Below are 22,780 nucleotides of genomic sequence, written 5' to 3'. Positions count from 1 at the left end.
ATGTGTGCCGGGGGCGGCGGGCCGCCCGACGGTTCACCCAAGGGTCCAAGTTTATCGCAGCCGGGGCTGCCGCCGCGAAGCGGGTGCAGCCCCGGGTCGAAACGGTCGAACCGTGGGCCAAATATGCCGGTCCGGGATATGGCCCGGGGGGCGTTCTTCGGGCGGTCCCACGCGCGTCGCAATGGACCACTTTGGGGCTTGTCCGTGCGGAACTTGGCTCCCTTTGCCTCTACTATGGTGGGAGCGGGAAACCGAGTACTTTTGATCCTGCCGGCCAACACTGGAAACCGGCGCACTTGCGGGCTGAGACCTGCACCTTTGAAGGGAAAATCTATGGCTCGGAGCCCGGAAGATTCGCTCAAGGCTACGCTGGGCCGAGTGGCACCGGGCACCGCACTTCGCGACGGACTGGAACGCATCCTTCGCGGCCGGACCGGGGCCCTGATCGTGCTGGGCATCGACAGGACCATCGAGTCAATCTGTTCGGGCGGATTCGACATCGGCATCGATTTTTCCCCCACCCGGCTGCGCGAACTGGCGAAGATGGACGGTGCCATCATCTGCGACAAGGACGCCAGCAACATCCTGCGCGCGGCCGTGCAGCTGGTCCCGGATTCCAGCATCGAAACCCAGGAGTCCGGGACCCGGCACCGGACCGCTGAGCGCGTCGCGATCCAGACCGGCGTGCCGGTGATCTCGGTGAGCCAGTCCATGCAAATCATCGCGCTGTATGTCAACGGGCTGCGGCACGTGCTGGAAGGTTCGGAGAAGGTCCTGGCCCGCGCCAACCAGGCCCTGGCTACCTTGGAGCGCTACCGCTCGCGGCTGGACCAGGTGACCAGTTCGCTCTCCGCCCTGGAAATCGAGGCAATGGTGACCGTCCGCGATGTGGCGGTGACGCTGCAGCGCCAGGAGATGGTGCGCCGGATTTCCGAGGAGATTTCGCAGTACGTGCTGGAGCTCGGCGAGGACGGGCGGCTGCTCTCGCTCCAGCTGGACGAGCTGACGGTGGGACGCGGCCCGGGCAGTGATGTGATCATCCGGGATTACTCGGGCCCGGACACTTCTGCAGAGGACATCGACCAGGCGGTGAAGGCGCTGGTGAACCTTGGCCCCACCGAGCTGATCGACTTGGGAAAAATTGCCGGGATCGTTGGCTTCGCGGGCGGCGAGGCCAACCTCGACGCCGTGGTCCAGCCGCGCGGCTACCGGCTGCTTTCCGGGTTGAAGGCCGTGCCGAAGGCCGTCGCCGACCGCCTGGTGGACCATTTCGGCGGCCTGCAGTTCCTGATGGCGGCCACGATTGATGACCTGATGACCGTCGATGGCATCGGCGACCAGCGTGCCCGGACGGTCCGCGAGGGACTCAGCCGGATGGCCGAGGCAAGTCTCCTGGACAGGTTCCTGTGAGGTCCGCCGGGGTCTAATTCAGCTGGAACACGGCTTTGGGGCTGGTCTTTCCCGCCAGCCGGGCGGTGAAGACGTAATAGGCGCCGCCGGCGCCCGGTTTGGCCTCGATCGGCGCGCAGCCCTGAACCGTGCGGTTGCGCTGCCAGGGGAAATTGGCCGTTTCACTCTGCCCCGGCGCGATGGTCTTCACGAGTTCGGTCGCGTCCGACTGGCAGTCGGTGGATGAAAAGATCCGGTCCGAGCCGCTCGTGACGAGGAACTCCATCTGGGACGTGCCGATATTGATCTCACAAGGCACCCGGTTGCCGTTCGTCACCTTGAGCGTGAGCAACGGATTTTCGCCTGCCGCGTAGGCTGGCTTGTCCGTGGACGCCGCGACAGTCACGAGGTTCTGCTCGCAGCCGTTGCCCGTCGGAGTGGCCGAAGGAGACGCCGTGGCCTGCGGAGTGCCGGCCGGCGTCGCTACCGGCGCGGAAGCAGCAGCTGCTCCGTCCGAGGAGGGCGCCCCGGCGTTGAGCAGGCTGGCGGCGGCGGCAAATCCGCCGAGGCCGAGCGCAATCACGAGCAGGAGTGCGGCGCCAACGAACAGCCTGCGGCGTCGGTACACCGCGCTGCCTGGTTTCCGGGCAGGCCGGCGGACGGTATTGCGCGTCGATGCGCCCGCCCGGTTCCGGCCCGAGCCCGCTCCGCTGCCGGAAGCGCCCTGACGGGAGCCGTGAGTTCCTGGATTGTCTTGCCTGCCCATCCTTCTAGGCTAGAGACCCGCGCCGGGTATCGGGCCCTCCCACGCCGCGGGCGGACTGTGGCCCTTATCTATTACGCTTGAATCCATCAAAGCCCTCACCGATTCCCCCACCGCCCCTGCTGCCGCGGACCCGCCTGGCCTTCCTGCGGCCGTTTCGCCGGCGGCCCTGCACAACGTCTTCGACACCTGGTTCCGCGCGAACGCAAGGGACCTTCCGTGGCGGGCAGCTGAATGCACGGCCTGGGGCGTACTTGTCAGCGAGATCATGCTGCAGCAGACCCCGGTGGTGCGTGTGCTGCCCGTCTGGGAGGAATGGCTGCGGCGCTGGCCGCAGCCGGCCGATCTGGCCGGCGAGCCGGCCGGCGAAGCGGTCCGGGCCTGGGGCCGGCTGGGGTATCCGCGGCGGGCGCTGCGCCTGCATGCGGCCGCAGTAGCCATCGGCGCCGATCACGGCGGAAAGGTTCCCGGCACGTACCCGGAGCTGCTGGAACTTCCCGGCGTGGGAAGCTACACGGCAGCGGCGGTCGCGGCGTTCGCCTTTGGCAGCCGCGAAACAGTGGTGGACACCAACATCCGGCGCGTGCACGCACGCCTGTTTTCCGGTGCCGCGCTGCCGTCGCCATCGCTCACCGCCGCAGAGACCCGGCTTGCCGCGCAGGCGCTGCCGGACGACGCCGCGTCCTCCGTCCGCTGGAACGCCGCGGTGATGGAACTCGGCGCCCTGGTGTGCACTGCGCGGTCGCCGAAGTGCGGGCAATGTCCGGTCAGCGGCTCATGCGCCTGGCTCGCAGCCGGGGAGCCGCCGCCGACGTACACACCGAAGGGCCAGTCATGGCACGGAACTGACCGCCAGGTCAGGGGTGCCGTAATGGCGGTGCTCCGGGTCGCAGAGTCGCCGGTCGACCCGGAGCTTTTTGCGCAAGCCGCCGTCGACCTTGGCTTCGAACCGGCCGGAATCGACATCCCGCTGGCCGCCCTGCACCGGCTCAATTGCGCTCCGGAGCAACTCGAACGCGCGCTGTCCGGGCTGCTCAGCGATGGCCTGGCGGAACTGCACCCGGCCGGGATCCGGCTGCCGGCCTGACTTCCGCCCGGCCCGCGACCGGTCTACGGTTCGCCGAAGCCAGCAGTGATAAGTCCGCGCAGGTAGTCCACGGCTTGGGTGGCATCCGGGCCGCTGGCCTCCACGTGCAGCACCGTACCTTTCACCGCCCCGAGCATCATCAGCTCCGTCATCGACGCGCCATCGGCGCCGCTGATGGTCACCTCGGCGTCCATGCCGGACAGGCCGCCGGCAATCTTCGCGGCCGGACGGGCATGCATACCGGCCTGGTTAACAAGTTCGAAATCACCGCTCGCCTCCGGCGGCCGGTGGCCGTGCGTGTGTTGCCCCGCGGCCGGCGGCCGGTACACGGCCTCCGCGGCGTCCCTCACGGCCGCCAGATCCGCGCCTGACTGGGCCGCCACGGCGGCCGCGACAAGTCCTTCAACCAGGGGCGCATCGGCCAGCAATACCAAGCCGGGATCCGCCAGGAACTCCACCGCGGATTCGGCTGTCATCACCGCCGAGCCAAGATCGGTCAGGACCACAATGCCGTCGGTGCTGGCGTCCCCGGCCTGCTCCAGCGCCGCCATGACCAGCTCGAGGCTGGTGCCGATCCTGCCGTCGCCGGTACCGCCTGCGGCGAGGATCATCACATCTGGCGCCATCTGGGCGGCTAGCTCGGCGGCGCCGTCGGCAATCTTTTCGCTGTGCGAGACAACGACAAGGTTGACCGTCATTCGGCAGCCCCGGCGGCCGCGCGCAGGATCAGGGCGGTCGAGACGGCGCCCGGATCCCGATGACCGATGCTGCGCTCCCCCAGATAGCTGGCGCGGCCCTTGCGCGCGAGCATCGGGTCGGTAGCGACGGCCCCCGCTTCGGCAGCCTCCGCAGCGGCCAGCAGGACCTTGAGGACGTCGCTGTCTCCGGCCGCGGAAGCGGCCGCGTCAACGGCCGGAGTCCAGGCATCAACCATCGTTTTGTCCCCTGAATCGGCCTTTCCGCGGGCCACAATCCCGTCCCTTGCCGCCCGGAACGCAGCGGCGAGTGTGTCCGAGTCAATCTCGGCCGCCTCACCCAGCGCCGTGCCGGCACGCAGGAACGCGGTGCCGTAGAGCGGGCCGGCAGCTCCGCCAACCTTGGACATCAGGGTCATCGCTGTCAGTTTCAGTGCCGCTCCCGCCGTTTCCGGCGGCGCTTCGGCAATCTTGGCCATCACCGCTTTGAAGCCACGGTCCATGTTCTCGCCGTGGTCCGAATCGCCGATCGGCCTGTCCAGTTCAATGAGTTCCTCCCGGTGCTCCGCCATGGCCGCGGCCGCGAGGGTCAGCCACCGCAGCGCCCAGTTGACGTCAAGCCCCACGGTCAGGCACCCCAGCGGAGGGCGGGAGTGTGGACGGGGGCGTCCCAGAGTGCCGTCAATTCAGCATCCAGGCGCAGGACGGTAAGGGAGCACCCCTGCATTTCGAGGGCAGTGATGTAATTGCCGACCAGCGAGCGTTCCACCGTGATCCCCTGTGCGGCCAACTGCTGCGCGGCTCGGCGGTAGACGATGTACAGCTCACTCAATGGGGTACCGCCCATGCCGTTGACGAACAACAGTACCTTGTCCCCGGACGCCAGCCCGAGGTCGCTGACCACAGGTTCCAGCAGGCGGTCGGTGATGCCGTCGGCGTTCTCCATCGGAATCCGGTGCCGGCCGGGCTCGCCGTGGATACCGATGCCGATTTCGATTTCGTTTTCCGCCAGCACGAAGCTGGGCGCCCCCGCGTGCGGGACTGTGCAGGCGGTCAAGGCAACACCCATACTGCGTACGTTGTGGTTGACCCTGTCGCCGATGGCTGCCACGGCATCGAGGTTGTCCCCCCGCTCCGCCGCGGCACCGGCGATCTTCTCCACCAGGACGGTTCCGGCTACACCGCGGCGTCCGGCGGTGTAGAGCGAATCTTCCACCGCCACGTCGTCGTTGACAAGCACGGTGCGGATTTCCACGCCTTCCGCCTGGGCCAGCTCGGCAGCGGTCTCAAAGTTGAGGACGTCCCCGGTGTAGTTCTTCACGATGTGCACAACGCCGGCGCCTGAGTTGACGGCCAGGGTCGCCGGGAGGATCTGGTCGGGTGTGGGCGAGGTGAACACGGGACCCGGCACCGCGGCGTCGAGCATTCCCATGCCGACGTAGCCGCCGTGCAGGGGCTCGTGCCCGCTGCCTCCGCCGGAGACCAGCCCGACCTTCCCTGCCACCGGAGCGTCCTTGCGCACGATGTACTTCGGGTCCGCGAAGACGGTCACGAGGTCGGCGTGGGCAAGCCCAAAACCCTCCACTGACTCGTCAACCACGGCCCGGGGATCATTGATGAGTTTCTTCATGGCTGTGCTCCCTGGATGGTGTCCTGGCTGCTTGCTTAGACCCTACTACCGGGCACTTGCCAGCGGTAGGGGCCCAAAGTGCCGCGCCGGACGCGCAGCGCTGGCGCCCCGGCCGGCGGCTCTCCGCGCGGTCCGCGGCGCCATCAGCAGGGTTCGTCGGCCCGCAGCGAAACGGTCGGCCAGGCGTCGCTGCCCAGCCAGGAGAAGGGCGGGGTATTCAGCCGCCGCAGGGCGTCCCCGTCGCGCGGTTCCGGCCCCGAAACAAGTCCCTGGCCGTGATCCGCCGCAGGGTCCTGGCCGGGATCTTCGCCGGCGGGCGGTGCTGCGGTGTGCCGGGCTGTTATGCCGCCTGACATCGTCATTTGGAATGCGGAAAAATCAGGAAAGATGGCGCGCTCGTGCAATTTCTTGCCTCCGAAAAGAGAGATGGCCCACCCCCTGGACCGGGATCAGTTTATCCATCAGATTTATTGATGGGAAGACCCCGTCCCCGATCCGCACCGTGTCGCTTTCCGGCGCCGGCCCGGGCTTAGAGCGCTTTGATCATCCTGGTGTTTCCGAGTGTATTGGGCTTCACCCTGGCAAGGTCGAGGAACTCGGCGACACCCTCATCGTGGGAGCGCAGCAACTCGGAATAGACCACGGGGTCCACCGCGGACTGGTCCGCCATCACTTCGAAGCCGTGTCTTTTGAAGAAGTCAACCTCGAAGGTGAGGCAAAAGACGCGGGAGATTCCCAATGCACGGGCATCCGCCAGCAGCCGCTCAACCAGGAGATGGCCCACGCCGGTACCGCGCCAGGCATCCGACGCCGCGAGCGTGCGCACTTCGGCGAGGTCTTCCCACATCACGTGCAGCGCCCCGCAGCCGATCACTTCGCCATCGGGCGACTCGGCGATCCGGAACTCCTGGAGGCTCTCGTAGTAGGCCACGGTTTCCTTGGCCATCAGAATCCGCTGTTCGGCCAGCGGCGCCACGAGGGTCTTGATCGCCCCGACATCGCTGGTACGGGCAAGGCGGATGAGGATAGGTTCAGTCACAGCCCAATCCTACGGCGCGCGTTTTGTGCCGCGCCGCCGTGCGGCCTCCGGGCCGGAGGCCGCACGGCTGGAGCTAGAGGCCAAGCTCGGCCGGGACCGGCACGTCCTGCTCCAGCAGGTGCCTGGCCAGGAAGTGTTCGACGACGCCGTACCAGACCTTGGTGTGCTGCGGCTGCAGGATCCAGTGGTTCTCGTCCGGGAAGTAAAGGAAACGGTGGTCAGTCGCGCCGTTCCCGTCGGCTGCGAGTTGGGACTTGGCGAGCAGCTCGTACCAGAGGCGCAGTCCTTCGCCGACGGGGACCCGGTAGTCCTTATCGCCGTGGATGACCAGCATCGGTGTGCTGATGTCCTCCACATGCAGGTGCGGGGAATTGGCCAGGGCCATTTCGGCTGTCATTTCCTTGAGCCAGTAGGGCGCGGAGTCCGTGGTGGGGCCGAACTGGTCCAGCGCCCAGAGGCTTGCGTGCGTGACGATCGCCTTGAACCGGCTGGTGTGGCCGGCCACCCAGTTCGCCATGTAGCCACCGAACGAACCGCCCATGGCAGCCGTGCGGGTCTCGTCGATGTCCGGCCGCTGCACAACGGCGTCAGTGATGGCCATCAGGTCGGTGTACGGGGCTTTGCCCCATTCACCCCAGCCGCGCTGGATGTGGTGCTGGCCGTAACCGGTCGAGAGGGCCGGGTCCGGGAGCAGCACGGCGTAACCCCGGGCAACGAGCAGCCAGGGGTTCCAGCGCCAGGTCCAGGCATTCCATGAACCGAGCGGGCCGCCATGTATCCACAACAGCAGCGGTGCCGGGCTTCCGGCGCCGGCGTCTTCCGGGAGCGCCAGGTACGCCGGCACCCGGGTTCCGTCTGCCCCCGTCGTCTCCACACGTTCCAGCGAGCCATGGCGACGCGGGCGTTCCGCGGGGGCGGGGAGCCGGCTGACGGCTCCGTTGGCAAGGTCGATTTGAACCGCTTCCGGAGGGTACTCGTAGGAGCTGCGGAGTGCATAGGCGCTGCGGCCGTCCGGATGAACCACAACATCGGTATACGCCGCGGAGTCGGCCGTCAGCCGGGTGACCCGGCCGGCTCCCCCGTCCCCGGTGATGCCGATGCGGAAAACCGGCGAGGCGCCGTCCTCATCGGCGGTGACGAGCAGGGCCGATCCGTCCGGCAGCCAGGCAGCGGAGACCGGCCAGCGGTCCCAGCCGTGCGCGAGCGGCACCGGCTCGGCATGGCCTGCATCCCGGGCCGATCCGCCGCCGACGTCGAGCAGGTGCAGTTTCAGCTGCGGCGCCGCTTCCGGCGTGGTGTCACTCTCGCTGCGCACCACAAGCGTCAGGTTGTCGGGACTGACCGGCCCGGGGAAGTAACTCATTCCCTCGGTGTCCAGCAGAACCTTACGGGTGCCGGTGGCGACGTCGACCGCGATGAGAACTGACCGGGAGTCCGCGCGGGCCAGCACCTTGGTGAAGCTGCTGTAAATCGTTGTACCGTCGGGGCTGATGACGGTAGCCGCGTCCCGCAGGGCGGCACCGGCGTCGGGCGTCAAGTTGCGGAGCTTAAGCGGCGCCGCGGCGTCAACAGTTGACGGCTTGGCCTGTTCCTGCTCCTCGCCCGGTTCGAGGGGCTCGACGGCAAAGAGCCTCGGCTCGGCGGGCCCCAGGTCGGCGTCCCAGTAACGGACGGGGTATCCGCTGTGCAGGATGGCCGCTACCTTTTTGTCCTTACGTGCCTTGCGGAGTTCGGCATCGCCTCCTTCGTCCGTGGCACCGGGCAGCACGGCGGCGTTGAGGATGAGCGCACCGGTCCCCTGCGCCGCCAGGAGGGTACCAATACCACCGGCCCGGGTGTGCGCAACGCGGGCTTCGCCACCGCCCGCGGGCAGCATCCAGAGCGCATTTACCGGGTCCGCCTCCGGGGATTCCGGGTCTGGACGCGCGGAACTGAAGTACAGGTCCCCGCCGGCGAACACGGCCCCGGTTTCGCCCTTGGCGCTGCGGGTGATCCGACGGGCCTGCTTCTGCCCGGCCGGATCCAGCTCCCACAAGGCGGTGCCGTATTCGGTGCCCTTGGCATTCAGCGTGGCCACCGTGGTCACCAGCCGTCCGCCGTCCGGGCTCAGCACCAGGCCGCTGACCCTGGGGATGGCGAGGTAGTGGTCAAGGTTATGGAAAGGTGTTTCGGGCTGCTCGCCCTGCGTTGCCGGATCGGTAGAAGCCATGCACCGATTCAACACCCGCTATGGCATGGATCACACCAAGTTCACTAAGAGTGAAACGGTACTTTCAGATACCACCACTGCGCTCAGTGCGGTGACCACCTGCGGAGGCGAAGGCGCAGGCGCCATTGTGTAGCTTGCGCCGACGCGAGGGACGGGCGAGCAAGCTGCACCCGCCGCGGTGCCGAGCAAGGGGCGAGGCTGCAAACGCAAAGGCCCCGCCTCCCTGGTTAGGAAGACGGGGCCGTTGGGCCAATGCTTAGACGCTCGGAGCGATCTCCGGGATCAGCGGCTTCGTGTTACCGGCGAAGGTGAACTTGGCGTCGTCGCCTTCGCCTTCCACATCCACCATCACGATGTCGCCAGCGTGGATTTCGCCGAAGAGGATCTTCTCGGAGAGCTGGTCCTCGATCTCGCGCTGGATGGTCCGGCGCAGCGGCCGGGCACCCATGGCGGGGTCGTAGCCGCGGGTTGCGAGCAGGATCTTGGCCGCGGGCGTGAGCTCGATGCCCATGTCCTTGTCCTTGAGGCGCTTCTCCAACCGGCCGACGAACATGTCCACGATCTCGATGATCTCGTCCTGGGTCAGCTGCGGGAATACCACAACGTCGTCAACACGGTTCAGGAACTCGGGGCGGAAGTGCTGCTTGAGCTCCTCGGTCACGCGGGCCCGCATCCGGTTGTACCCGGTCTGCGTGTCCGTGCCCGACTGGAAGCCGGTGGCAACACTCTTGGAGATGTCCCGGGTGCCGAGGTTGGTGGTCATGATGATCACGGTGTTCTTGAAGTCCACCACCCGGCCCTGGGAGTCGGTCAGGCGGCCGTCCTCCAGGATCTGCAGCAGCGAGTTGAAGAGGTCGGCGTGCGCCTTCTCAACTTCGTCGAACAGCACCACGGAGAACGGACGACGGCGGACCTTCTCGGTCAGCTGGCCGCCTTCCTCGTAGCCGACGTAGCCCGGAGGGGCTCCGAAGAGACGCGACACCGTGTGCTTCTCCGAGTACTCGGACATGTCCAGGGTGATCAGGGCGTCTTCCTCACCGAAGAGGAATTCGGCCAGTGCCTTGGCTAGCTCGGTCTTGCCGACGCCGGTGGGGCCGGCGAAGATGAACGAACCACCCGGACGCTTCGGGTCTTTCAGGCCTGCACGGGTGCGGCGGATCGCCTGGGAAAGGGACTTGATGGCCTCGTCCTGGCCGACGACGCGCTTGTGCAGCTCGTCTTCCATCTTCAGCAGCCGCGAGGACTCTTCCTCGGTCAGCTTGAAGACCGGGATGCCGGTGGAGTTCGCCAGCACCTCGGCGATGAGATCCTCATCCACCTCGGAGATGTCATCCATGCCGCCGGTTTTCCATTGGCGTTCCTTCTCGGCCCGCTCAACAATGAGTTTCTGCTCCTTGTCGCGAAGCGCGGCAGCACCTTCGAAGTCCTGCGCGTCAATAGCGGATTCCTTCTCCAGCTTCATGGCCGCAATCTTCTCGTCCATGACCTTGAGCTCCGGCGGGGCCGTCATCCGGCGGATACGCAGCCGCGCGCCGGCCTCATCGATCAGGTCGATCGCCTTGTCCGGCAGGAAGCGGTCCGAGATGTAGCGCTCGGAAAGGCTCGCGGCCGAGGCAAGGGCGCCGTCGGTGATGGTGACGCGGTGGTGCGCCTCATACCGGTCGCGGAGGCCCTTGAGGATCTCGATCGCGTGCGCGACAGAGGGTTCCTTGACCTGGATCGGCTGGAACCGGCGCTCCAGCGCGGCGTCCTTCTCGATGTGCTTGCGGTACTCGTCCAGCGTGGTGGCACCGATGGTCTGGAGCTCGCCGCGGGCCAGCATGGGCTTCAGGATCGAGGCCGCATCGATGGCGCCTTCAGCAGCACCCGCGCCCACGAGGGTGTGGATTTCATCGATGAACAAGATAATGTCCCCGCGGGTGCGGATTTCCTTAAGGACCTTCTTGAGACGCTCCTCGAAGTCACCGCGGTAGCGTGAACCGGCCACGAGGGAACCAAGGTCCAGCGTGTACAGCTGCTTGTCCTTGATGGTCTCCGGAACGTCGCCACGGACAATGGCCTGGGCGAGGCCTTCGACGACGGCAGTCTTGCCGACGCCGGGCTCGCCGATCAGCACCGGGTTGTTCTTGGTGCGGCGGGAGAGGACCTGCATCACGCGTTCCATTTCGGATTCGCGCCCGATAACCGGGTCCAGCTTGTTCTCACGTGCAGCCTGGGTCAGGTTGCGGCCGAACTGGTCCAGCACAACGGAGCCGGCCGGGGTGCCTTCGGCCTGGCCGGGGCCGACACCGGCACCGGTGGTCTCCTTCCCCTGGTAGCCCGAGAGCAGCTGGATGACCTGCTGGCGGACGCGGTTGAGGTCCGCACCGAGCTTGACCAGCACCTGGGCGGCAACGCCTTCACCCTCACGGATGAGGCCGAGCAGGATGTGCTCCGTGCCGATGTAGTTGTGGCCCAGCTGCAGCGCTTCGCGAAGCGAGAGCTCCAGGACCTTCTTGGCGCGGGGGGTAAAGGGGATGTGTCCGGACGGGGCTTGCTGGCCCTGGCCGATGATCTCCTGTACCTGCTCGCGAACGCCGTCGAGCGAGATGCTCAAGGACTCAAGGGCTTTGGCCGCAACACCTTCACCTTCATGGATCAGACCCAAGAGGATGTGTTCGGTACCAATGTAATTGTGGTTCAGCATGCGTGCCTCTTCTTGGGCAAGCACAACTACGCGACGGGCACGGTCCGTAAATCGCTCAAACATTTCGCCACACTCCTAGAAACGACGTACTTTGATGCTACGTGGCCGGGTTCAAATTTTGGGGCTTGTTCGCCACAGGGGAAACCGGGACGCCGCTGCGGGGCCAGCTGCCCGCCCAAACACGGGCTGCCGGCCCCGGCGGCGCCCCTGCCCCGCTGCGTCTTCCGGGACGCAGCACGCGGCCAGCCCCGGTTCGGACCTGCGCCTTTGGCCGGCAACCGGGCGGGAACGCGCCGGCCCGGTCAGCGCGGGCGGACATAACGATGCCCCTGCCGTCAGCGGGGGCATCGTTATGGGTATTGGCATTACGCCAAACCGCTTCATCAAACGGCGGAAGGTTCCCGGCCAAGGGCTAGGAATTCGCCTTTTGATAGGCTTCCTGAATTTCAGCCTGAATACGGCCGCGGCTGTTTACCGCATAGCCGTTATCGCGGGCCCACTGCCGAATCTGGGCAGAGTCCTGGTTCCGGCCGGATGAAATTTTGGTGCGCGTGGCGCGGCCGCTCGACGTCTTGCGCGCGTGGCCGGCAAACCGCTCAACTGCGGAGCGCAGTTCTGAGGCATTTTCCGATGACAGGTCGATTTCGTAGCTGACGCCGTCAAGGCCAAACCGGACGGTCTCGTCCGCGGAGCCCCCATCCAGATCATCAACAAGGATGATTTTTACTTTCTGTGCCATTAAAGACTCTCTTTCCAAAAGGATGAGTATCAAGGAAATCCGGATGAAACTTCTTAGAAGTATCCTCCGCTTTATGGCAACGAGTCAAAGCGAAAAAGGGTTTCCAAAGGAAAACCCAAGGCGGAATAGCCTGCTATTAGTTCGGATCGTTGGAATGGCCCTCGCGCCGGCGCGTAGCGGCGTCGGGGGTATTTCCATCGGCTTCCGCCTGGGCACGCGCCTCGGCCTGGCGCTCGGATTTATCGGCATTAAAGATCGACTTCATGGCGAACCAGAAAATCAACCCAACGACCACGGAAGGAAGCAATACGGCGACATAGTCCATGGTCAGTGTCCCTCGGGCTTCAGCAGCGGGAAGAGTATGGTCTCGCGGATGCCCGCGCCGGTGAAGAGCATCACCAGCCGGTCGATGCCCAGCCCGATCCCGCCCATCGGCGGGGCGCCGTACTCCAGCGCGCGGAGGAAGTCCTCGTCCAGCTGCATGGCCTCTACGTCGCCGGCGGCGGAGCGGCGGGACTGCTCGGTAAGCCGTTCGCGCTGGATCACCGGATCAATGAGCTCGGAGAATGCCGTACCGCGCTCCATGCCGCCGATGATGAGGTCCCACGCTTCAATCAGCCGGTCATCCGTCCGGTGCTGCCGCGCCAGCGGCTGGGCGGAAGGCGGGTAGTCGTACACGAAAGTGGGATTAAGCAGCGTCGGCTCAACGAGTTCGCCGAACAGCTCCACCACAAGCTTTTCCGCATCCCAGACCGCGTCGACCTTGACCTCGTGCCTGGCGGCCAGCGCCAGCAACTCCGACGCAGGGGTCTCGGGGGTAATCTCCTGGCCAACGGTTTCGGAAAGGCCCGGGTAGACGGCCATCCAGGCCCAGTCGCCGTCGAGGTTGATTTCGCCAGCCTCGGACTGCAGGACCCGGCCCACGCCCGCAGCGTCCGCGGCGTCGAGGATTAGTTCCTTGATCCGGTCCGCCATCACGAACTGGTCCGCCCAGGCCTCGTAGCTTTCCAGGGTGGTGAATTCCGGGCTGTGGGTAGAGTCCACACCCTCGTTGCGGAAGACGCGGCCCATGTCATAGACGCGGTCGATCCCGCCCACAACCGTGCGCTTGAGGTAGAGCTCGGTGGCGATCCGCAGGGTCATCTTCTGGTCAAACGCATTCATGTGCGTCTCGAACGGGCGGGCCGTCGCGCCGCCGTGGACCAGCTGCAGCATCGGCGTTTCCACCTCGACGTAACCCTGGCGATGCAGGGTCTCGCGGATGGAACGCGTGATCGCGGCCCGGGTATAGACCATTTCGCGGGCCTCGTCGCGGACAATAAGGTCCACATAGCGCTGGCGGACGCGGGTTTCCTCGTTGAGCTCGGCGTGCAGCACCGGCAACGGGCGCAGCGCCTTGGACGCCATGGACCAGGACCCGGCCATCACGGAGAGCTCGCCGCGCCGCGAGGAGATCACCTCGCCCTGGATGAACACGTGGTCGCCGAGGTCAACGAGGGCCTTCCAGTCGGCGAGCGCGTCCTCACCGATGTTGGCCAGGCTCAGCATGACTTGCAACCGGACCGCTTTGCCGTCAGCACCACCCTCCTGGAGCGTGGCGAAGCAGAGCTTGCCGGTGTTGCGGATAAAAACGATGCGGCCGGTCACCCCAACGACGTCGCCGGTGGTTTCGTCGGCCTGCAGGTGGGCGTACTTCTCCCGGACTTCCGCCAGCGCATGGGTGCGATCCACGCCCACCGGATACGCCTCTACGCCGCGCTCGATCAGCTTGGCGCGTTTCTCCATCCGGACGCGAGTCTGCTCGCTTGCGTCGTGGGAGTCGGCGGCGGGCTGCGGGGCGGAGGTGTTTTGGGAAGTCACAATCCCCAAGTTTACCGGGGATTCTGCCCGCACAGGTCCCGCCCGGCCATGGCCGCTTGCGGATCATTCTCCCGGCGGTGGCAAGTCCGGCCAACAGCCCCCACGGCGGTAGCGGGCCTCCCGCTGCTGGGCCGTTGCAGGGCGCGCCTTTACAATCGGTGGGCGACCCTTTCGAAAGGACCCCCTTGGCCAAGCTCTACTTCCGCTACGGCGCGATGAACTCCGGCAAGTCAACGGGGCTGCTTCAGGCCGCCTTCAACTACGAGGAACGCGGCCAGCGGGTGCTGCTGGCGAAGCCGGGTGTGGACACCAAGGGCGACTCCGACGTTGTGTCCCGGCTGGGCATGACCCGTTCGGTGGATTTCCAGATCCCGGCCGGGGGGTCCGCGCGGGCGCTGTTCACCGCCCGCGCCCATGGCGATGACCCCGACGCCCTGCTTAAGCACGTCGACACGCAGCCGGTCGCGTGCCTGCTGGTGGATGAGGCCCAATTCCTCGAACCGGACCAGGTGGACGACCTCTTCCGGATCGCCGTCCTGGATAACGTTCCCGTGCTGGCCTACGGCATCCGCACCGACTTTCGCACCCGGGCGTTCCCGGGATCGCTGCGCCTGCTGGAGATCGCACATACCCTCGAGGAACTCAAAACCATCTGCCGCTGCGGCCGCAAGGCCATCTTTAATACCCGCCGGGTGGGAGATGCGGTGGTCTTCGACGGCGAACAGGTAGCGATCGACGGCCAGGACGTCTGGTACGAATCGCTGTGCGGCTCCTGCTACCTTGAGGCCTCCGGCGGGCGGCTCGGCACCCAGACCGCCGTTGGTTCCCCGGCCGCCCCGCGGGAACCTACTACGCCGTAGCTACAGCCTCGGCTAGGCTCGAAGCATGACCCGCGAGAACATCAGGACCCCCGACGGTGGAACGATCGAGCTTTTCAGTACGGGCGCCGAGCTGGCCTCGGCGGGTTCCGGCGTCGTTGTTGTTCCGGCCTCCATGGTGACGGCCGCCGACTACACCCGCTTTGCGCAAAAACTCAGTACGTCCCTGGGCCGCCCGGTGCACACCTTTAACCGGCGCGGGCGGGGTTCCTCCTCACCGCAGCCGGAGGACTACACCCTCGACGTTGACATCCGCGACCTGGATGTGGTTATGAAGCACACGTCCAGTACCGACGTTTTTGGGCACAGCTTCGGCGGCGCGGTGGCGTTGCACGCTGCCCGCACCCTGCCGGTGGAACGGCTCGCGGTCTACGATCCCGCCGTCTCCGTAAACCACAGCGTCACCGCTGACTGGACTACCGAATACGAGAAGGCGACCGAAGCAGGTGACGACGACCGCGCCTTGGCCGTCCTGCTCCGGGGCCTGGAGACCGGCAGCGCCCTGTCCAGGATGCCGCTGTCCATGCTGACCTTGGCCAACAAGCTGGCCGCCGGCACCCCGCTCGGCAAGCAGATGCGCGAGCTGATGAAGACCGGCGTCCGGGAAATCAAGGCCATCATCGCCGCCGACATGCCGGCCGAACCCTTCCTGGAACTGCCCCTGGAGACACTGATAGTTGTTGGCGAAAAAAGCCCGGCATACTTCGGCGTGGCCTGCGCCCAGATCCACGAGGTCCTCTCCGGGTCCAGCTACACCATTCTTCCGGGCATGGGGCACGACGGCGTGAACAAGGCACCGGACAAGCTCATCTCCGAACTCAGCGCCTTTTTCGCCAGCTAGCTGTATACAGCCGGCTGGCGAACAACATGCCGCGTTAGCCGGCGGCGGGGTGTTCCACCGCTGCCGTCTTGCGCATCATGGCGGCCAGCACAACGGCGGCAACGGCGATGGCCGAGGCCGTGAGGAACGCCGCGTGCATTCCCGCGACAACGCCCGAGCCGGCTGACACCACAGCGTAGATCGAAACGAGCAACGCCGTTCCGGCGGCACCCGCCACCTGCTGCAAGGTGTTCATGATGGCCGAACCATGCGAGTAAAGGTGCGGCGGCAACGGGTTCAGCCCGGTGGTGAAGGCCGGGGTGAAGATCAGCGCCAGGCCGAGGCTGAGGCCCACGTGCAGGGTGATGATCCAACCGACCGGAGTGCCAGCATCCAGCAAGGAGAACTGGAACAGGGCCACCACCAGCATGATGGAACCGGTCACGGTCAGCGGCAGCGGTCCCACCTGGTCGAAAGTCCGCCCAATGAACGGGCCCAGCAGGCCCATCGCGAGCCCGCCGGGGAGCAGCGAGAGCCCCGTCTCCAGTGACGACAGGCCGCGAACCTCCTGCAGGTACAACGGCAGAAGGATCACGGCGCCGAACAGGGCGATCATGGCAACCACGAGGAGCAGCACGGAGACGGTGAACATCCGCAGGCGAAAGGCACGCAGGTCCAGCAGCGGCGCCCCGGCCTTCTGCAGCCGCAACTGCCGGAACACAAACGCCGTGAGGGCAAGGATGCCCACGGCCAGCGCGATAACGGCAGGCGCGCCAGGACCGCCCTGGCCGCCGCCGATCTGGCTCAGTCCGTAGACGAGGCCACCGAAAGCCGGAACGGTCAGCAGCACCGACGCCGCGTCAAGCCTGGTCTTTTTATTCTCGCCAATGTTGGTCAGGTACTTGGCGCCGATGGCGAAGGCGGCCAGCGCGATCGGCAGGACAAAAACGAACATAAAGCGCCAGGAGAAGTGCTCAAGGATCAGTCCGGACACCGTGGGGCCCATGGCCGGTGCCACCGAGATGGCGATGCTCACATTGCCCATCACAAAGCCGCGGCGGGCCACCGGAACCAGGGTGAGGATGGTGGTCATCAGCAGCGGCACCATAATGGCTGTACCGCCGGCCTGGACGATCCGGGCAAGCAGGAGGATTTCGAATCCCGGGGCCAGCGCCGCGAGCAGCGTGCCGCCGGAGAACAGCCCCATCGCCAGCATAAACACCGCGCGGGTGGAGAGCCGTTGCAGGATAAAACCCGTCGTGGGAATCACTACGGCCATGGTGAGCATAAAGCCAGTGGACAGCCACTGCACGGTGGGTGCCGTGATCCCAAGATCCACCATCAGCCGCTGGAGCGCGACGTTCATGATGGTTTCGTTAAGGATCACCACAAAGGTAGCCACCAGCAGGGTGGCGATGACTGTGACCGATTCCCGGGACATCTTTGCCGGCGGCGCGGCGGCGGCGGCGACCGCAACGCGGGCCGGCGCGGGATCGCCGTGCGGCTTGGAAGTGACGTCGGAGCGCATGGTGTTCCCTCGGGGAGTTTTTGACGGGGGTGCTGCTGCGGCTTGTGGCCGCTGCCTTAGTTGCCAACCCGCGATCCGCCCCGGTAATTCCCGGCCGTGGGGTTAACTCCTGGGACCGGTCATACAACGCAGGGGGGCGGCGGGGTGCGGGTCAGGAGTTCAGCGGAACATTGTCGATCAGCCGGACCGGGCCGGCTGTGGCCGCGATGATCGCCAAGGCCTCGCCGCGGAACGGGGTGTCCCGGCAGTTTTCGGCCAGCGGTTCGAGTGTGAGCGGATCCACCACTTCGAAGTAGTCCAGTTCGACAAGCGGCTGGGACTCCACCAGCGCCCTTGCGGACTCAAGGTCCAGCGGCTGGTTGGCGTTGGCCCGGTCCTCGATCAGCCGCAGGGCCCGCGAGAGCACCAGGGCCGCCTCGCGTTCCGCAGCAGAGAGGAAACGGTTGCGGCTCGAGAGCGCCAACCCGTCCGCCGAGCGCACAATCGGCACCGCTACGATCTGCACCGGGAAGTTCAAGTCCGCCACCATGCGCTGGACCAGGGCCAGTTGCTGGGCATCTTTTTGACCAAAGTACGCCCGGTACGCCGGCAGCTCCATTCCGCCGGAGGCACCCGGCAGTCCGAAGTGCAGCAGCTTGGCCACAACCGTCAGGGCGCCGTCGAAGTGCCCCGGGCGGGAGGCGCCCTCCCACTTGCCGGCTATTGGCCCGGCGCTGATCCTTACCAGCGGTTCCCCGCCGGGATAGACCTCCTGCACCTCCGGAGCGAAGACCAGGTCCACGCCGACGGCATTCAGGAGCGCCAGGTCCGCGTCCAGGGTGCGGGGGTACCGCTCAAGGTCCACGGCTTCGCCGAACTGCAGCGGGTTCACGAAAATACTCACCACCGCCACGTCGTTTTGTTCGACGGCGGTGCGCGCCAGCTCGGCATGGCCCTCATGCAGTGCACCCATGGTGGGCACCAGGCCCTGTGAGGAGCCGCCTTTCGCGCGGAGCAGGCGGGCGCTCTCGGCCCGGAGCTGCGCAGCCGTAGTCACGAGTTGAATCGCCAAATTATGGACCTTCCGTAGGGTTTTCGTCATCACCGCCGGAACCTTCAAGTGCGTGTGCGATGCCGCCGAGTTGCTCCGGCTTCAGCAGTCCCCGGCGTCCTGCCCGGCGGGCCGTCGCCCGGGCCATGGCCAGGTACGCCTCCAGAATATCTCCGCCCGCGCCGCCGTCGTGCTCCCGCAAGGACTCGGCGTGTGCCGCCACGGTGCCCACATCACCGCGGACCACCGGCCCGGTCAGTGCCGATTCGCCTGAGGCGAGCGCGTTCTCCAGGGTTGCCCGCAGCAGTGGCCCCAGCATTCGTTCGGGGGCCTCGACGCCGACCTCCCGGAGCAGTTGCGAGGACTGTGCCACCAAGGTGACGAGGTGGTTTGAGCCGTGCGCCAGGGCAGCGTGGTAGAGCGTGCGGTCCGCCTCGGCGATGGCAACGGGCTCCGCGCCCATCTCCACTACAAGGGCCTGAGCAATGGGCAGCATGGCAGCATCCGCGGTAACACCGAAGGTGCAGTCCAGCAGCCGGGTCAGGTCCAGGCTCATGCCGGTGAAGGTCATGGCAGGGTGCAATGCCAACGGGATGGCGCCAACGGCGCGGACAGGATGCAGGATCCCGACGCCGAACCGGCCGGAGGTGTGTGCCACGAGCTGCCCGGGCTGCCAGGCGCCGAGCTTCGCCAGGCCTTCCACAAGCGGGCCCAGGGCATCGTCGGGGACGGCCAGGAGCACCAGTTCGGCGCGTTCGACGATGTCCCGCACTTCCAGGACGGGGACACCGGGAAGCAGGGCTTCGGCGCGTTCGCGGCTGGCGTCGGAGACCGCCGAGACTCCGATGACGGCGTGCTCGGCGCCGCGCAGAGCCGCCCCGAGGACAGCGCCAACTTTGCCGGCGCCGATGATTCCGATGCCGAGACGTCCTGGTTTAGCCATGCTTCCGGTCTTCCTGCCTGTTGGGTTCTTCGGTGTGGGGGCGTTCAGCGGCGGGCGGGCGGACCTGCTCCAGCCAGTGCTCGCTGGTCTGACGCCGGCGGGCGGCCCGGGCCCGTGCCGCCTGGGCGTCGAGGAGGGCACGCGCCTCGTCCAGGCCGGCCTGGATCAGCCGCGGCGAGACGGGTCCGGCGGTGGTATGCAGGACCAAGTCCGCCACCCGGAAGCGCCTGGCCAGGGGGCCCTGCTCAAGCGCCATCGATTGGGTGCGCTGGTGCGGAACGATAACAAGGTGCCGCCACCAGCGGCCCGAACGGATCAGCAGGGCCGTGTCGGTGGCGGCGAAACCGTTGCGCCGCCAGCCCAGGGGGGCCAGCAGCCGGGCGCGCCGCGGGGTGGTGACAAAGCCGCCGTCGTCGGTGCCGGGAGCCGGCCCGGCCGCGGCCGGGCCGGAGCGGCCGTTGGCTCCGGCGGTGAATATGCCCGCCGGGTCCGGGGTGCCCGGGTCGGGAAGGACCAGGGAGAGGATGGTGAGCACCTCCGGAAAGGTCCCCACCGGCAGGAGCGTGCTCCGTGAAGAGCCCTCGCCGTTGTCCGCCGCGGCGCCGTAACCGGCGACGTTGACGTGGATCCGGTACCAGCCGAAGAAGCGCCAGAGCGGCGGCTGGCTGACCCGCAGTGCCTGGATCCGGCCCGGCGGAAGGGTCTGGGCCTGCGTATCCAGCAGGCCGTAGCGCAACCGGATCCCGTCCGGGGAAATGGCTGCGGTGAAGTTGTAGCCGCGGGTGACGGAGTTCCAGTACGCTGCCGCCATGCCCAGCGCGGCCGGAATCAGGAAGAGGTAGAAGCTGCGGTTCTCCGTGAGCGCCGAGAGCACCACGGACCCCGCGCCGCCGGCCAGCACAAAGACGGTCTGCTCGCTCAGGATCAGGGACCCCACCAGGCGCCCCGGCGGGACCGTGAGTACGGCGTGTTCCGGCGCTTCGGCGGCCACGGCCTCCGGGCCGGCAAGGTCAGCGGGGTTTCGCGCCGGGGCGGAGGCACTGGCCAGGATAGTGGCCCGCAGCTGCCGCGCCTCGTCCACGCGCAGGAAAGCCAGGCGCACCGCCGACTCGCCGGCGTCGGCCACGTCGAACTTTAGCTCGGCCAGCCCGAACAACCTGGCCAGCAACGGCTGCACAATATCGATTGCCTGGACCCGGTCCAGGCGCGCCTGCCGCTGCTGTTTGAAGAGGAATCCCGTGTTGAGCCGGACGTAGCCTTCGGCCACCTGATAGCGGGTGAAGTACCAGCTCAGGACGTATCCGAGCACGGTCAGAAGCACCAGCACGCCGCCGCCGAGCAGCAGCCACGGAGCCCGGCCGGTGAACCTGTCATCGATCAGGGGTCCGCCCTGGAGCAGCCGTTCGAAGGTGTCCCGGAAAAAGAAGAACCCGATGGCGGCCAGCGCCACCCAGCCCCGCACGAACGGCGACGCCGGGTGCACACGCAGCCACCGGGGCCCGGGCGTTTCGGTATCGGCGCCGGCGGACGTTCCCGCGGGCACACCGGATTTCACCGCGATACCGTCACAGCCCGGCCAGCCGGGCTTCACCGCGCGCGGAAAGCTGCTCGCGCAGCCGGGCGCCCTCGGCGGCGGGCAGCCCCGGGATCTCCGCGCGGGTACCCGGGGAGGCGGTGTGGAGTTTCAGCGTGCACAGTCCCAGCCCGCGTTCCAACGGTCCGGCGCCGATGTCCACGTATTGCATCCGGCCGTAAGGAACCACGAGGGTGCGCTGGAAGAAGATGCCGCGGCGGATGAGCAGGTCATCGTCACGCTCGGCGTAGCCGATGGCCTGGACCTGGCGGGGAATGAGCAGGAACCTGCACAGGGCCAGGACCAGGACCACGGCCGGGACGGCGATGGCAAGCCAGAGCGGGAAGGACGGCCACCAGCCATTGCGGATGAGAACGAGGGGGAGGCACAGCAGAGCGACAACAAGTAGGTTCGCCGCGGCCCAGCCGGCGCGCCGCACGGTCACATATTTCGGGGAGACCCGTAACCAGGTGATGCCCGGCGGGTCAATCGCCTCGGTAGGCATATTCGCCTTCCGCCGTCGGCTTGCGCTTTTCCCGGACGCCCGGGGCTGATCCGCCGTCGCCGTCCTCGGGCGGTATCCGGCAGAACCGTTCCACGACCAGGCCAACGACGATCATCGCCAGGCCGCCGCCGGCCATGGCCACGGCCTGCCACGCGAGCGTCTGGTCGCTGCGGAGGTTCCAAAGGCGCAGCTGGTCAATGAAGATCCCTGCGTGCCAGCCCAGCAGGACGCTGCCGGTATACGCGCAGGCCTGCGCGAGGACGAGGGTCCACGCCGCCAGGATGGGATTAAGCATTCTCTTTTTGTTGCCGTTGCGCCAGCGCAGCACCCGGACGCCCAGCACGATGGTGAGCACCACGATCACGGCCATCGTGATGAGCCCGGTGAGCGGCAGGACGGGGGTGTTCAGGCTGTAACGGGTCGTCAGCAGGGCGGCCAGCCAGCCCAGGACCCCTACGGCCACGCCGATGAGGGACAGCACCAGGGGGCTGGTCAGCTTCATCATTCGCTTGCTCCGGCCGCGGGGTGGAGGGTGTCGAAGCCGTCGAAGGGAATGAGGTCGGGGAAATCGGGGGCTTTGGCCGCTAGCTCGCCGACGCGTTGGCCGTCCAACTCGGCGGCAGGGTCGATAAGCGACCACGGGAAGAGTACAAAGGCCCGCTGGGCGGCACGCGGGTGCGGAAGGGTGAGCTCCGGGTCGGAACTGGCCAGCTCCCCGTACGTGATGATGTCCACGTCGAGGGTGCGGGGGCCCCAGCGCACGTCGCGGACCCGGAGGTGCTTTTGTTCCACAGCGTGGCAGTGCCGCAGCAGCTCACCGGGTGTCAATGTGGTCTCCACCGTCATCACCATATTGAGGAAATCCGGCTGGTCCGGCGGACCGCCGACTGCTTTGGTCTGGACGATCGGCGAAATGGCCAGGAGGCGGACCTCCGGCGGGTCGACGATGTCCGCGACGGCTGCCGAAAGGGTGTCGCTGCGCGCCCCCAGGTTGCTGCCGAGCGCAAGCACAGCCCGCGTGTAGCTCATTGTTGGTCCTGCCGGCTCCGGCGCACGCTGACGGAGACATCACCGAATGCGACCTCGATGGGCGCCTCGGGTTTGTGCACAGTGATTTCCACTGCTGCCACGGGGAACTTCTGCAGCACGTCCTCGGCGATCCGGACGGCGAGTGCCTCGATCAGGTTCAGCGGCTCCCCCGCGATCCAGGTCCGGATGCACTCCGCCACTTCACCGTAGTGCGCCGTGTCCAGCACGTCGTCGGAACGTGCCGCGCGGCTGAAATCCAGGTGCAGCACGGCATCGACGACGAACGGCTGGCCGTCGCGCCGCTCGAAATCAAACACTCCGTGGTGGCCGACGGCGGTGACGCCGCTCAGCGTGATCTGGTCCATGGTGGCTTTCCG

General features: G+C 66.9%; 23 protein-coding genes. 4 read left to right on the top strand and 19 right to left on the bottom strand.

Annotated elements, in window-relative coordinates:
• Positions 1-333: 333 nt before the first annotated feature.
• On the top strand, positions 334-1,410 hold the full coding sequence (gene disA, locus ABIB49_RS00660; RefSeq protein WP_226773854.1) for a DNA integrity scanning diadenylate cyclase DisA: 1,077 nt from the start codon (positions 334-336) through the stop codon (positions 1,408-1,410).
• Positions 1,411-1,423: 13 nt separating this feature from the next.
• On the opposite strand, the gene ABIB49_RS00655 is transcribed toward disA, so the two are convergent.
• On the bottom strand, positions 1,424-2,155 hold the full coding sequence (locus ABIB49_RS00655; protein WP_282359491.1) for a hypothetical protein: 732 nt from the start codon (positions 2,153-2,155) through the stop codon (positions 1,424-1,426).
• A 265-nt stretch (positions 2,156-2,420) separates the two neighbouring features.
• On the opposite strand from ABIB49_RS00655, the gene ABIB49_RS00650 reads away from it, so the two are divergent.
• On the top strand, positions 2,421-3,239 hold the full coding sequence (locus ABIB49_RS00650) for an iron-sulfur binding domain-containing protein (RefSeq protein ID WP_502913740.1): 819 nt from the start codon (positions 2,421-2,423) through the stop codon (positions 3,237-3,239).
• 23 nt (positions 3,240-3,262) lie between these two features.
• Here ABIB49_RS00650 and dhaM read toward each other — a convergent pair whose 3' ends face one another.
• From dhaM to lysS, 10 genes are all read right to left on the bottom strand, one after another.
• On the bottom strand, positions 3,263-3,937 hold the full coding sequence (dhaM, locus tag ABIB49_RS00645) for a dihydroxyacetone kinase phosphoryl donor subunit DhaM (RefSeq protein ID WP_354156560.1): 675 nt from the start codon (positions 3,935-3,937) through the stop codon (positions 3,263-3,265).
• The gene (gene dhaL, locus ABIB49_RS00640; protein WP_354156559.1) at positions 3,934-4,560 is read right to left on the bottom strand and encodes a dihydroxyacetone kinase subunit DhaL; all 627 of its coding nucleotides are present in this window, start codon (positions 4,558-4,560) and stop codon (positions 3,934-3,936) included. The genes dhaM and dhaL overlap by 4 nt, the downstream gene beginning before the upstream one ends.
• 2 nt (positions 4,561-4,562) lie before the next feature.
• The gene (dhaK, locus tag ABIB49_RS00635) at positions 4,563-5,564 is read right to left on the bottom strand and encodes a dihydroxyacetone kinase subunit DhaK (protein WP_226773850.1); all 1,002 of its coding nucleotides are present in this window, start codon (positions 5,562-5,564) and stop codon (positions 4,563-4,565) included.
• Positions 5,565-5,707: 143 nt separating this feature from the next.
• Positions 5,708-5,926 (bottom strand): hypothetical protein, encoded by a 219-nt coding sequence (locus ABIB49_RS00630; RefSeq protein ID WP_283480057.1) that lies wholly within the window; start codon positions 5,924-5,926, stop codon positions 5,708-5,710.
• A gap of 167 nt (positions 5,927-6,093) precedes the next feature.
• Positions 6,094-6,603 (bottom strand): amino-acid N-acetyltransferase, encoded by a 510-nt coding sequence (locus ABIB49_RS00625; protein WP_226773848.1) that lies wholly within the window; start codon positions 6,601-6,603, stop codon positions 6,094-6,096.
• A 73-nt stretch (positions 6,604-6,676) separates the two neighbouring features.
• Positions 6,677-8,812, bottom strand: coding sequence for a S9 family peptidase (locus ABIB49_RS00620; RefSeq protein ID WP_354156558.1), 2,136 nt, complete (start codon positions 8,810-8,812; stop codon positions 6,677-6,679).
• Positions 8,813-9,068: 256 nt separating this feature from the next.
• Positions 9,069-11,561 carry an ATP-dependent Clp protease ATP-binding subunit gene (locus ABIB49_RS00615; protein ID WP_226773846.1) on the bottom strand — a complete coding sequence of 831 codons (2,493 nt, stop codon included), beginning with the start codon at positions 11,559-11,561 and terminating at the stop codon, positions 9,069-9,071.
• A 349-nt stretch (positions 11,562-11,910) separates the two neighbouring features.
• Positions 11,911-12,237, bottom strand: a complete 327-nt coding sequence (locus ABIB49_RS00610) for a histone-like nucleoid-structuring protein Lsr2 (protein WP_226773845.1) — start codon at positions 12,235-12,237, stop codon at positions 11,911-11,913.
• Positions 12,238-12,373: 136 nt separating this feature from the next.
• Entirely contained in the window at positions 12,374-12,562 is a 189-nt protein-coding gene (locus ABIB49_RS00605; protein ID WP_226773844.1) for a hypothetical protein, read from the bottom strand.
• Positions 12,563-12,564: 2 nt separating this feature from the next.
• Positions 12,565-14,097 (bottom strand): lysine--tRNA ligase, encoded by a 1,533-nt coding sequence (gene lysS, locus ABIB49_RS00600; protein ID WP_354156557.1) that lies wholly within the window; start codon positions 14,095-14,097, stop codon positions 12,565-12,567.
• A 185-nt stretch (positions 14,098-14,282) separates the two neighbouring features.
• Between lysS and ABIB49_RS00595 the strand changes: the two genes are divergently transcribed.
• Together ABIB49_RS00595 and ABIB49_RS00590 are read left to right on the top strand one after the other, a co-directional pair.
• Positions 14,283-14,957: a thymidine kinase gene (locus ABIB49_RS00595; protein WP_226773842.1), complete on the top strand. Its 675-nt coding sequence runs from the start codon at positions 14,283-14,285 to the stop codon at positions 14,955-14,957.
• 25 nt (positions 14,958-14,982) lie between these two features.
• Positions 14,983-15,816, top strand: a complete 834-nt coding sequence (locus tag ABIB49_RS00590) for an alpha/beta fold hydrolase (protein ID WP_226773841.1) — start codon at positions 14,983-14,985, stop codon at positions 15,814-15,816.
• A 34-nt stretch (positions 15,817-15,850) separates the two neighbouring features.
• Here ABIB49_RS00590 and ABIB49_RS00585 read toward each other — a convergent pair whose 3' ends face one another.
• The 8 genes from ABIB49_RS00585 to folB form a co-directional block, all read right to left on the bottom strand.
• Positions 15,851-17,323 carry a DHA2 family efflux MFS transporter permease subunit gene (locus ABIB49_RS00585; protein WP_226773840.1) on the bottom strand — a complete coding sequence of 491 codons (1,473 nt, stop codon included), beginning with the start codon at positions 17,321-17,323 and terminating at the stop codon, positions 15,851-15,853.
• 151 nt (positions 17,324-17,474) lie between these two features.
• Positions 17,475-18,374: a pantoate--beta-alanine ligase gene (gene panC / locus ABIB49_RS00580; RefSeq protein WP_226773839.1), complete on the bottom strand. Its 900-nt coding sequence runs from the start codon at positions 18,372-18,374 to the stop codon at positions 17,475-17,477.
• Between the two features lies 1 nt (position 18,375).
• A complete protein-coding gene (locus ABIB49_RS00575) occupies positions 18,376-19,296 on the bottom strand; it encodes a Rossmann-like and DUF2520 domain-containing protein (RefSeq protein ID WP_226773838.1) in 921 nt (306 codons plus the stop codon).
• Positions 19,289-20,851 (bottom strand): PH domain-containing protein, encoded by a 1,563-nt coding sequence (locus ABIB49_RS00570; RefSeq protein ID WP_396021231.1) that lies wholly within the window; start codon positions 20,849-20,851, stop codon positions 19,289-19,291. Before ABIB49_RS00570 ends, ABIB49_RS00575 begins: the two co-directional genes overlap by 8 nt.
• 10 nt (positions 20,852-20,861) lie before the next feature.
• Positions 20,862-21,374 carry a PH domain-containing protein gene (locus ABIB49_RS00565; protein WP_226773837.1) on the bottom strand — a complete coding sequence of 171 codons (513 nt, stop codon included), beginning with the start codon at positions 21,372-21,374 and terminating at the stop codon, positions 20,862-20,864.
• Positions 21,355-21,876 (bottom strand): DUF3180 domain-containing protein, encoded by a 522-nt coding sequence (locus tag ABIB49_RS00560; RefSeq protein ID WP_226773899.1) that lies wholly within the window; start codon positions 21,874-21,876, stop codon positions 21,355-21,357. Before ABIB49_RS00560 ends, ABIB49_RS00565 begins: the two co-directional genes overlap by 20 nt.
• The gene (gene folK, locus ABIB49_RS00555; protein ID WP_226773836.1) at positions 21,876-22,403 is read right to left on the bottom strand and encodes a 2-amino-4-hydroxy-6-hydroxymethyldihydropteridine diphosphokinase; all 528 of its coding nucleotides are present in this window, start codon (positions 22,401-22,403) and stop codon (positions 21,876-21,878) included. Before folK ends, ABIB49_RS00560 begins: the two co-directional genes overlap by 1 nt.
• A complete protein-coding gene (gene folB / locus ABIB49_RS00550; RefSeq protein WP_226773835.1) occupies positions 22,400-22,768 on the bottom strand; it encodes a dihydroneopterin aldolase in 369 nt (122 codons plus the stop codon). The genes folK and folB overlap by 4 nt, the downstream gene beginning before the upstream one ends.
• Positions 22,769-22,780: the final 12 nt, after the last annotated feature.

This window comes from Arthrobacter sp. UYCu512, from assembly GCF_040547075.1.
GTDB lineage: Bacteria > Actinomycetota > Actinomycetes > Actinomycetales > Micrococcaceae > Arthrobacter.
Note: the sequence above shows the minus strand (reverse complement) of the source record. Positions and strands in the feature narration are given on the sequence as shown.

Excerpts from the sequence above, each read along its gene's own strand:
- dhaK (WP_226773850.1), bottom strand. The coding sequence starts at position 5,564 with ATGAAGAAACTCATCAATGATCCCCGGGCCGTGGTTGACGAGTCAGTG.
- ABIB49_RS00610 (WP_226773845.1), bottom strand. The coding sequence starts at position 12,237 with ATGGCACAGAAAGTAAAAATCATCCTTGTTGATGATCTGGATGGGGGC.
- ABIB49_RS00630 (WP_283480057.1), bottom strand. The coding sequence starts at position 5,926 with ATGACGATGTCAGGCGGCATAACAGCCCGGCACACCGCAGCACCGCCC.
- ABIB49_RS00575 (WP_226773838.1), bottom strand. The coding sequence starts at position 19,296 with ATGGCTAAACCAGGACGTCTCGGCATCGGAATCATCGGCGCCGGCAAA.
- ABIB49_RS00655 (WP_282359491.1), bottom strand. The coding sequence starts at position 2,155 with ATGGGCAGGCAAGACAATCCAGGAACTCACGGCTCCCGTCAGGGCGCT.
- folB (WP_226773835.1), bottom strand. The coding sequence starts at position 22,768 with ATGGACCAGATCACGCTGAGCGGCGTCACCGCCGTCGGCCACCACGGA.
- dhaM (WP_354156560.1), bottom strand. The coding sequence starts at position 3,937 with ATGACGGTCAACCTTGTCGTTGTCTCGCACAGCGAAAAGATTGCCGAC.
- ABIB49_RS00620 (WP_354156558.1), bottom strand. The coding sequence starts at position 8,812 with ATGGCTTCTACCGATCCGGCAACGCAGGGCGAGCAGCCCGAAACACCT.
- ABIB49_RS00585 (WP_226773840.1), bottom strand. The coding sequence starts at position 17,323 with ATGCGCTCCGACGTCACTTCCAAGCCGCACGGCGATCCCGCGCCGGCC.
- disA (WP_226773854.1), top strand. The coding sequence starts at position 334 with ATGGCTCGGAGCCCGGAAGATTCGCTCAAGGCTACGCTGGGCCGAGTG.
- ABIB49_RS00650 (WP_502913740.1), top strand. The coding sequence starts at position 2,421 with ATGCTGCAGCAGACCCCGGTGGTGCGTGTGCTGCCCGTCTGGGAGGAA.
- folK (WP_226773836.1), bottom strand. The coding sequence starts at position 22,403 with ATGAGCTACACGCGGGCTGTGCTTGCGCTCGGCAGCAACCTGGGGGCG.
- ABIB49_RS00615 (WP_226773846.1), bottom strand. The coding sequence starts at position 11,561 with ATGTTTGAGCGATTTACGGACCGTGCCCGTCGCGTAGTTGTGCTTGCC.
- ABIB49_RS00565 (WP_226773837.1), bottom strand. The coding sequence starts at position 21,374 with ATGCCTACCGAGGCGATTGACCCGCCGGGCATCACCTGGTTACGGGTC.
- ABIB49_RS00590 (WP_226773841.1), top strand. The coding sequence starts at position 14,983 with ATGACCCGCGAGAACATCAGGACCCCCGACGGTGGAACGATCGAGCTT.
- ABIB49_RS00605 (WP_226773844.1), bottom strand. The coding sequence starts at position 12,562 with ATGGACTATGTCGCCGTATTGCTTCCTTCCGTGGTCGTTGGGTTGATT.
- ABIB49_RS00560 (WP_226773899.1), bottom strand. The coding sequence starts at position 21,876 with ATGAAGCTGACCAGCCCCCTGGTGCTGTCCCTCATCGGCGTGGCCGTA.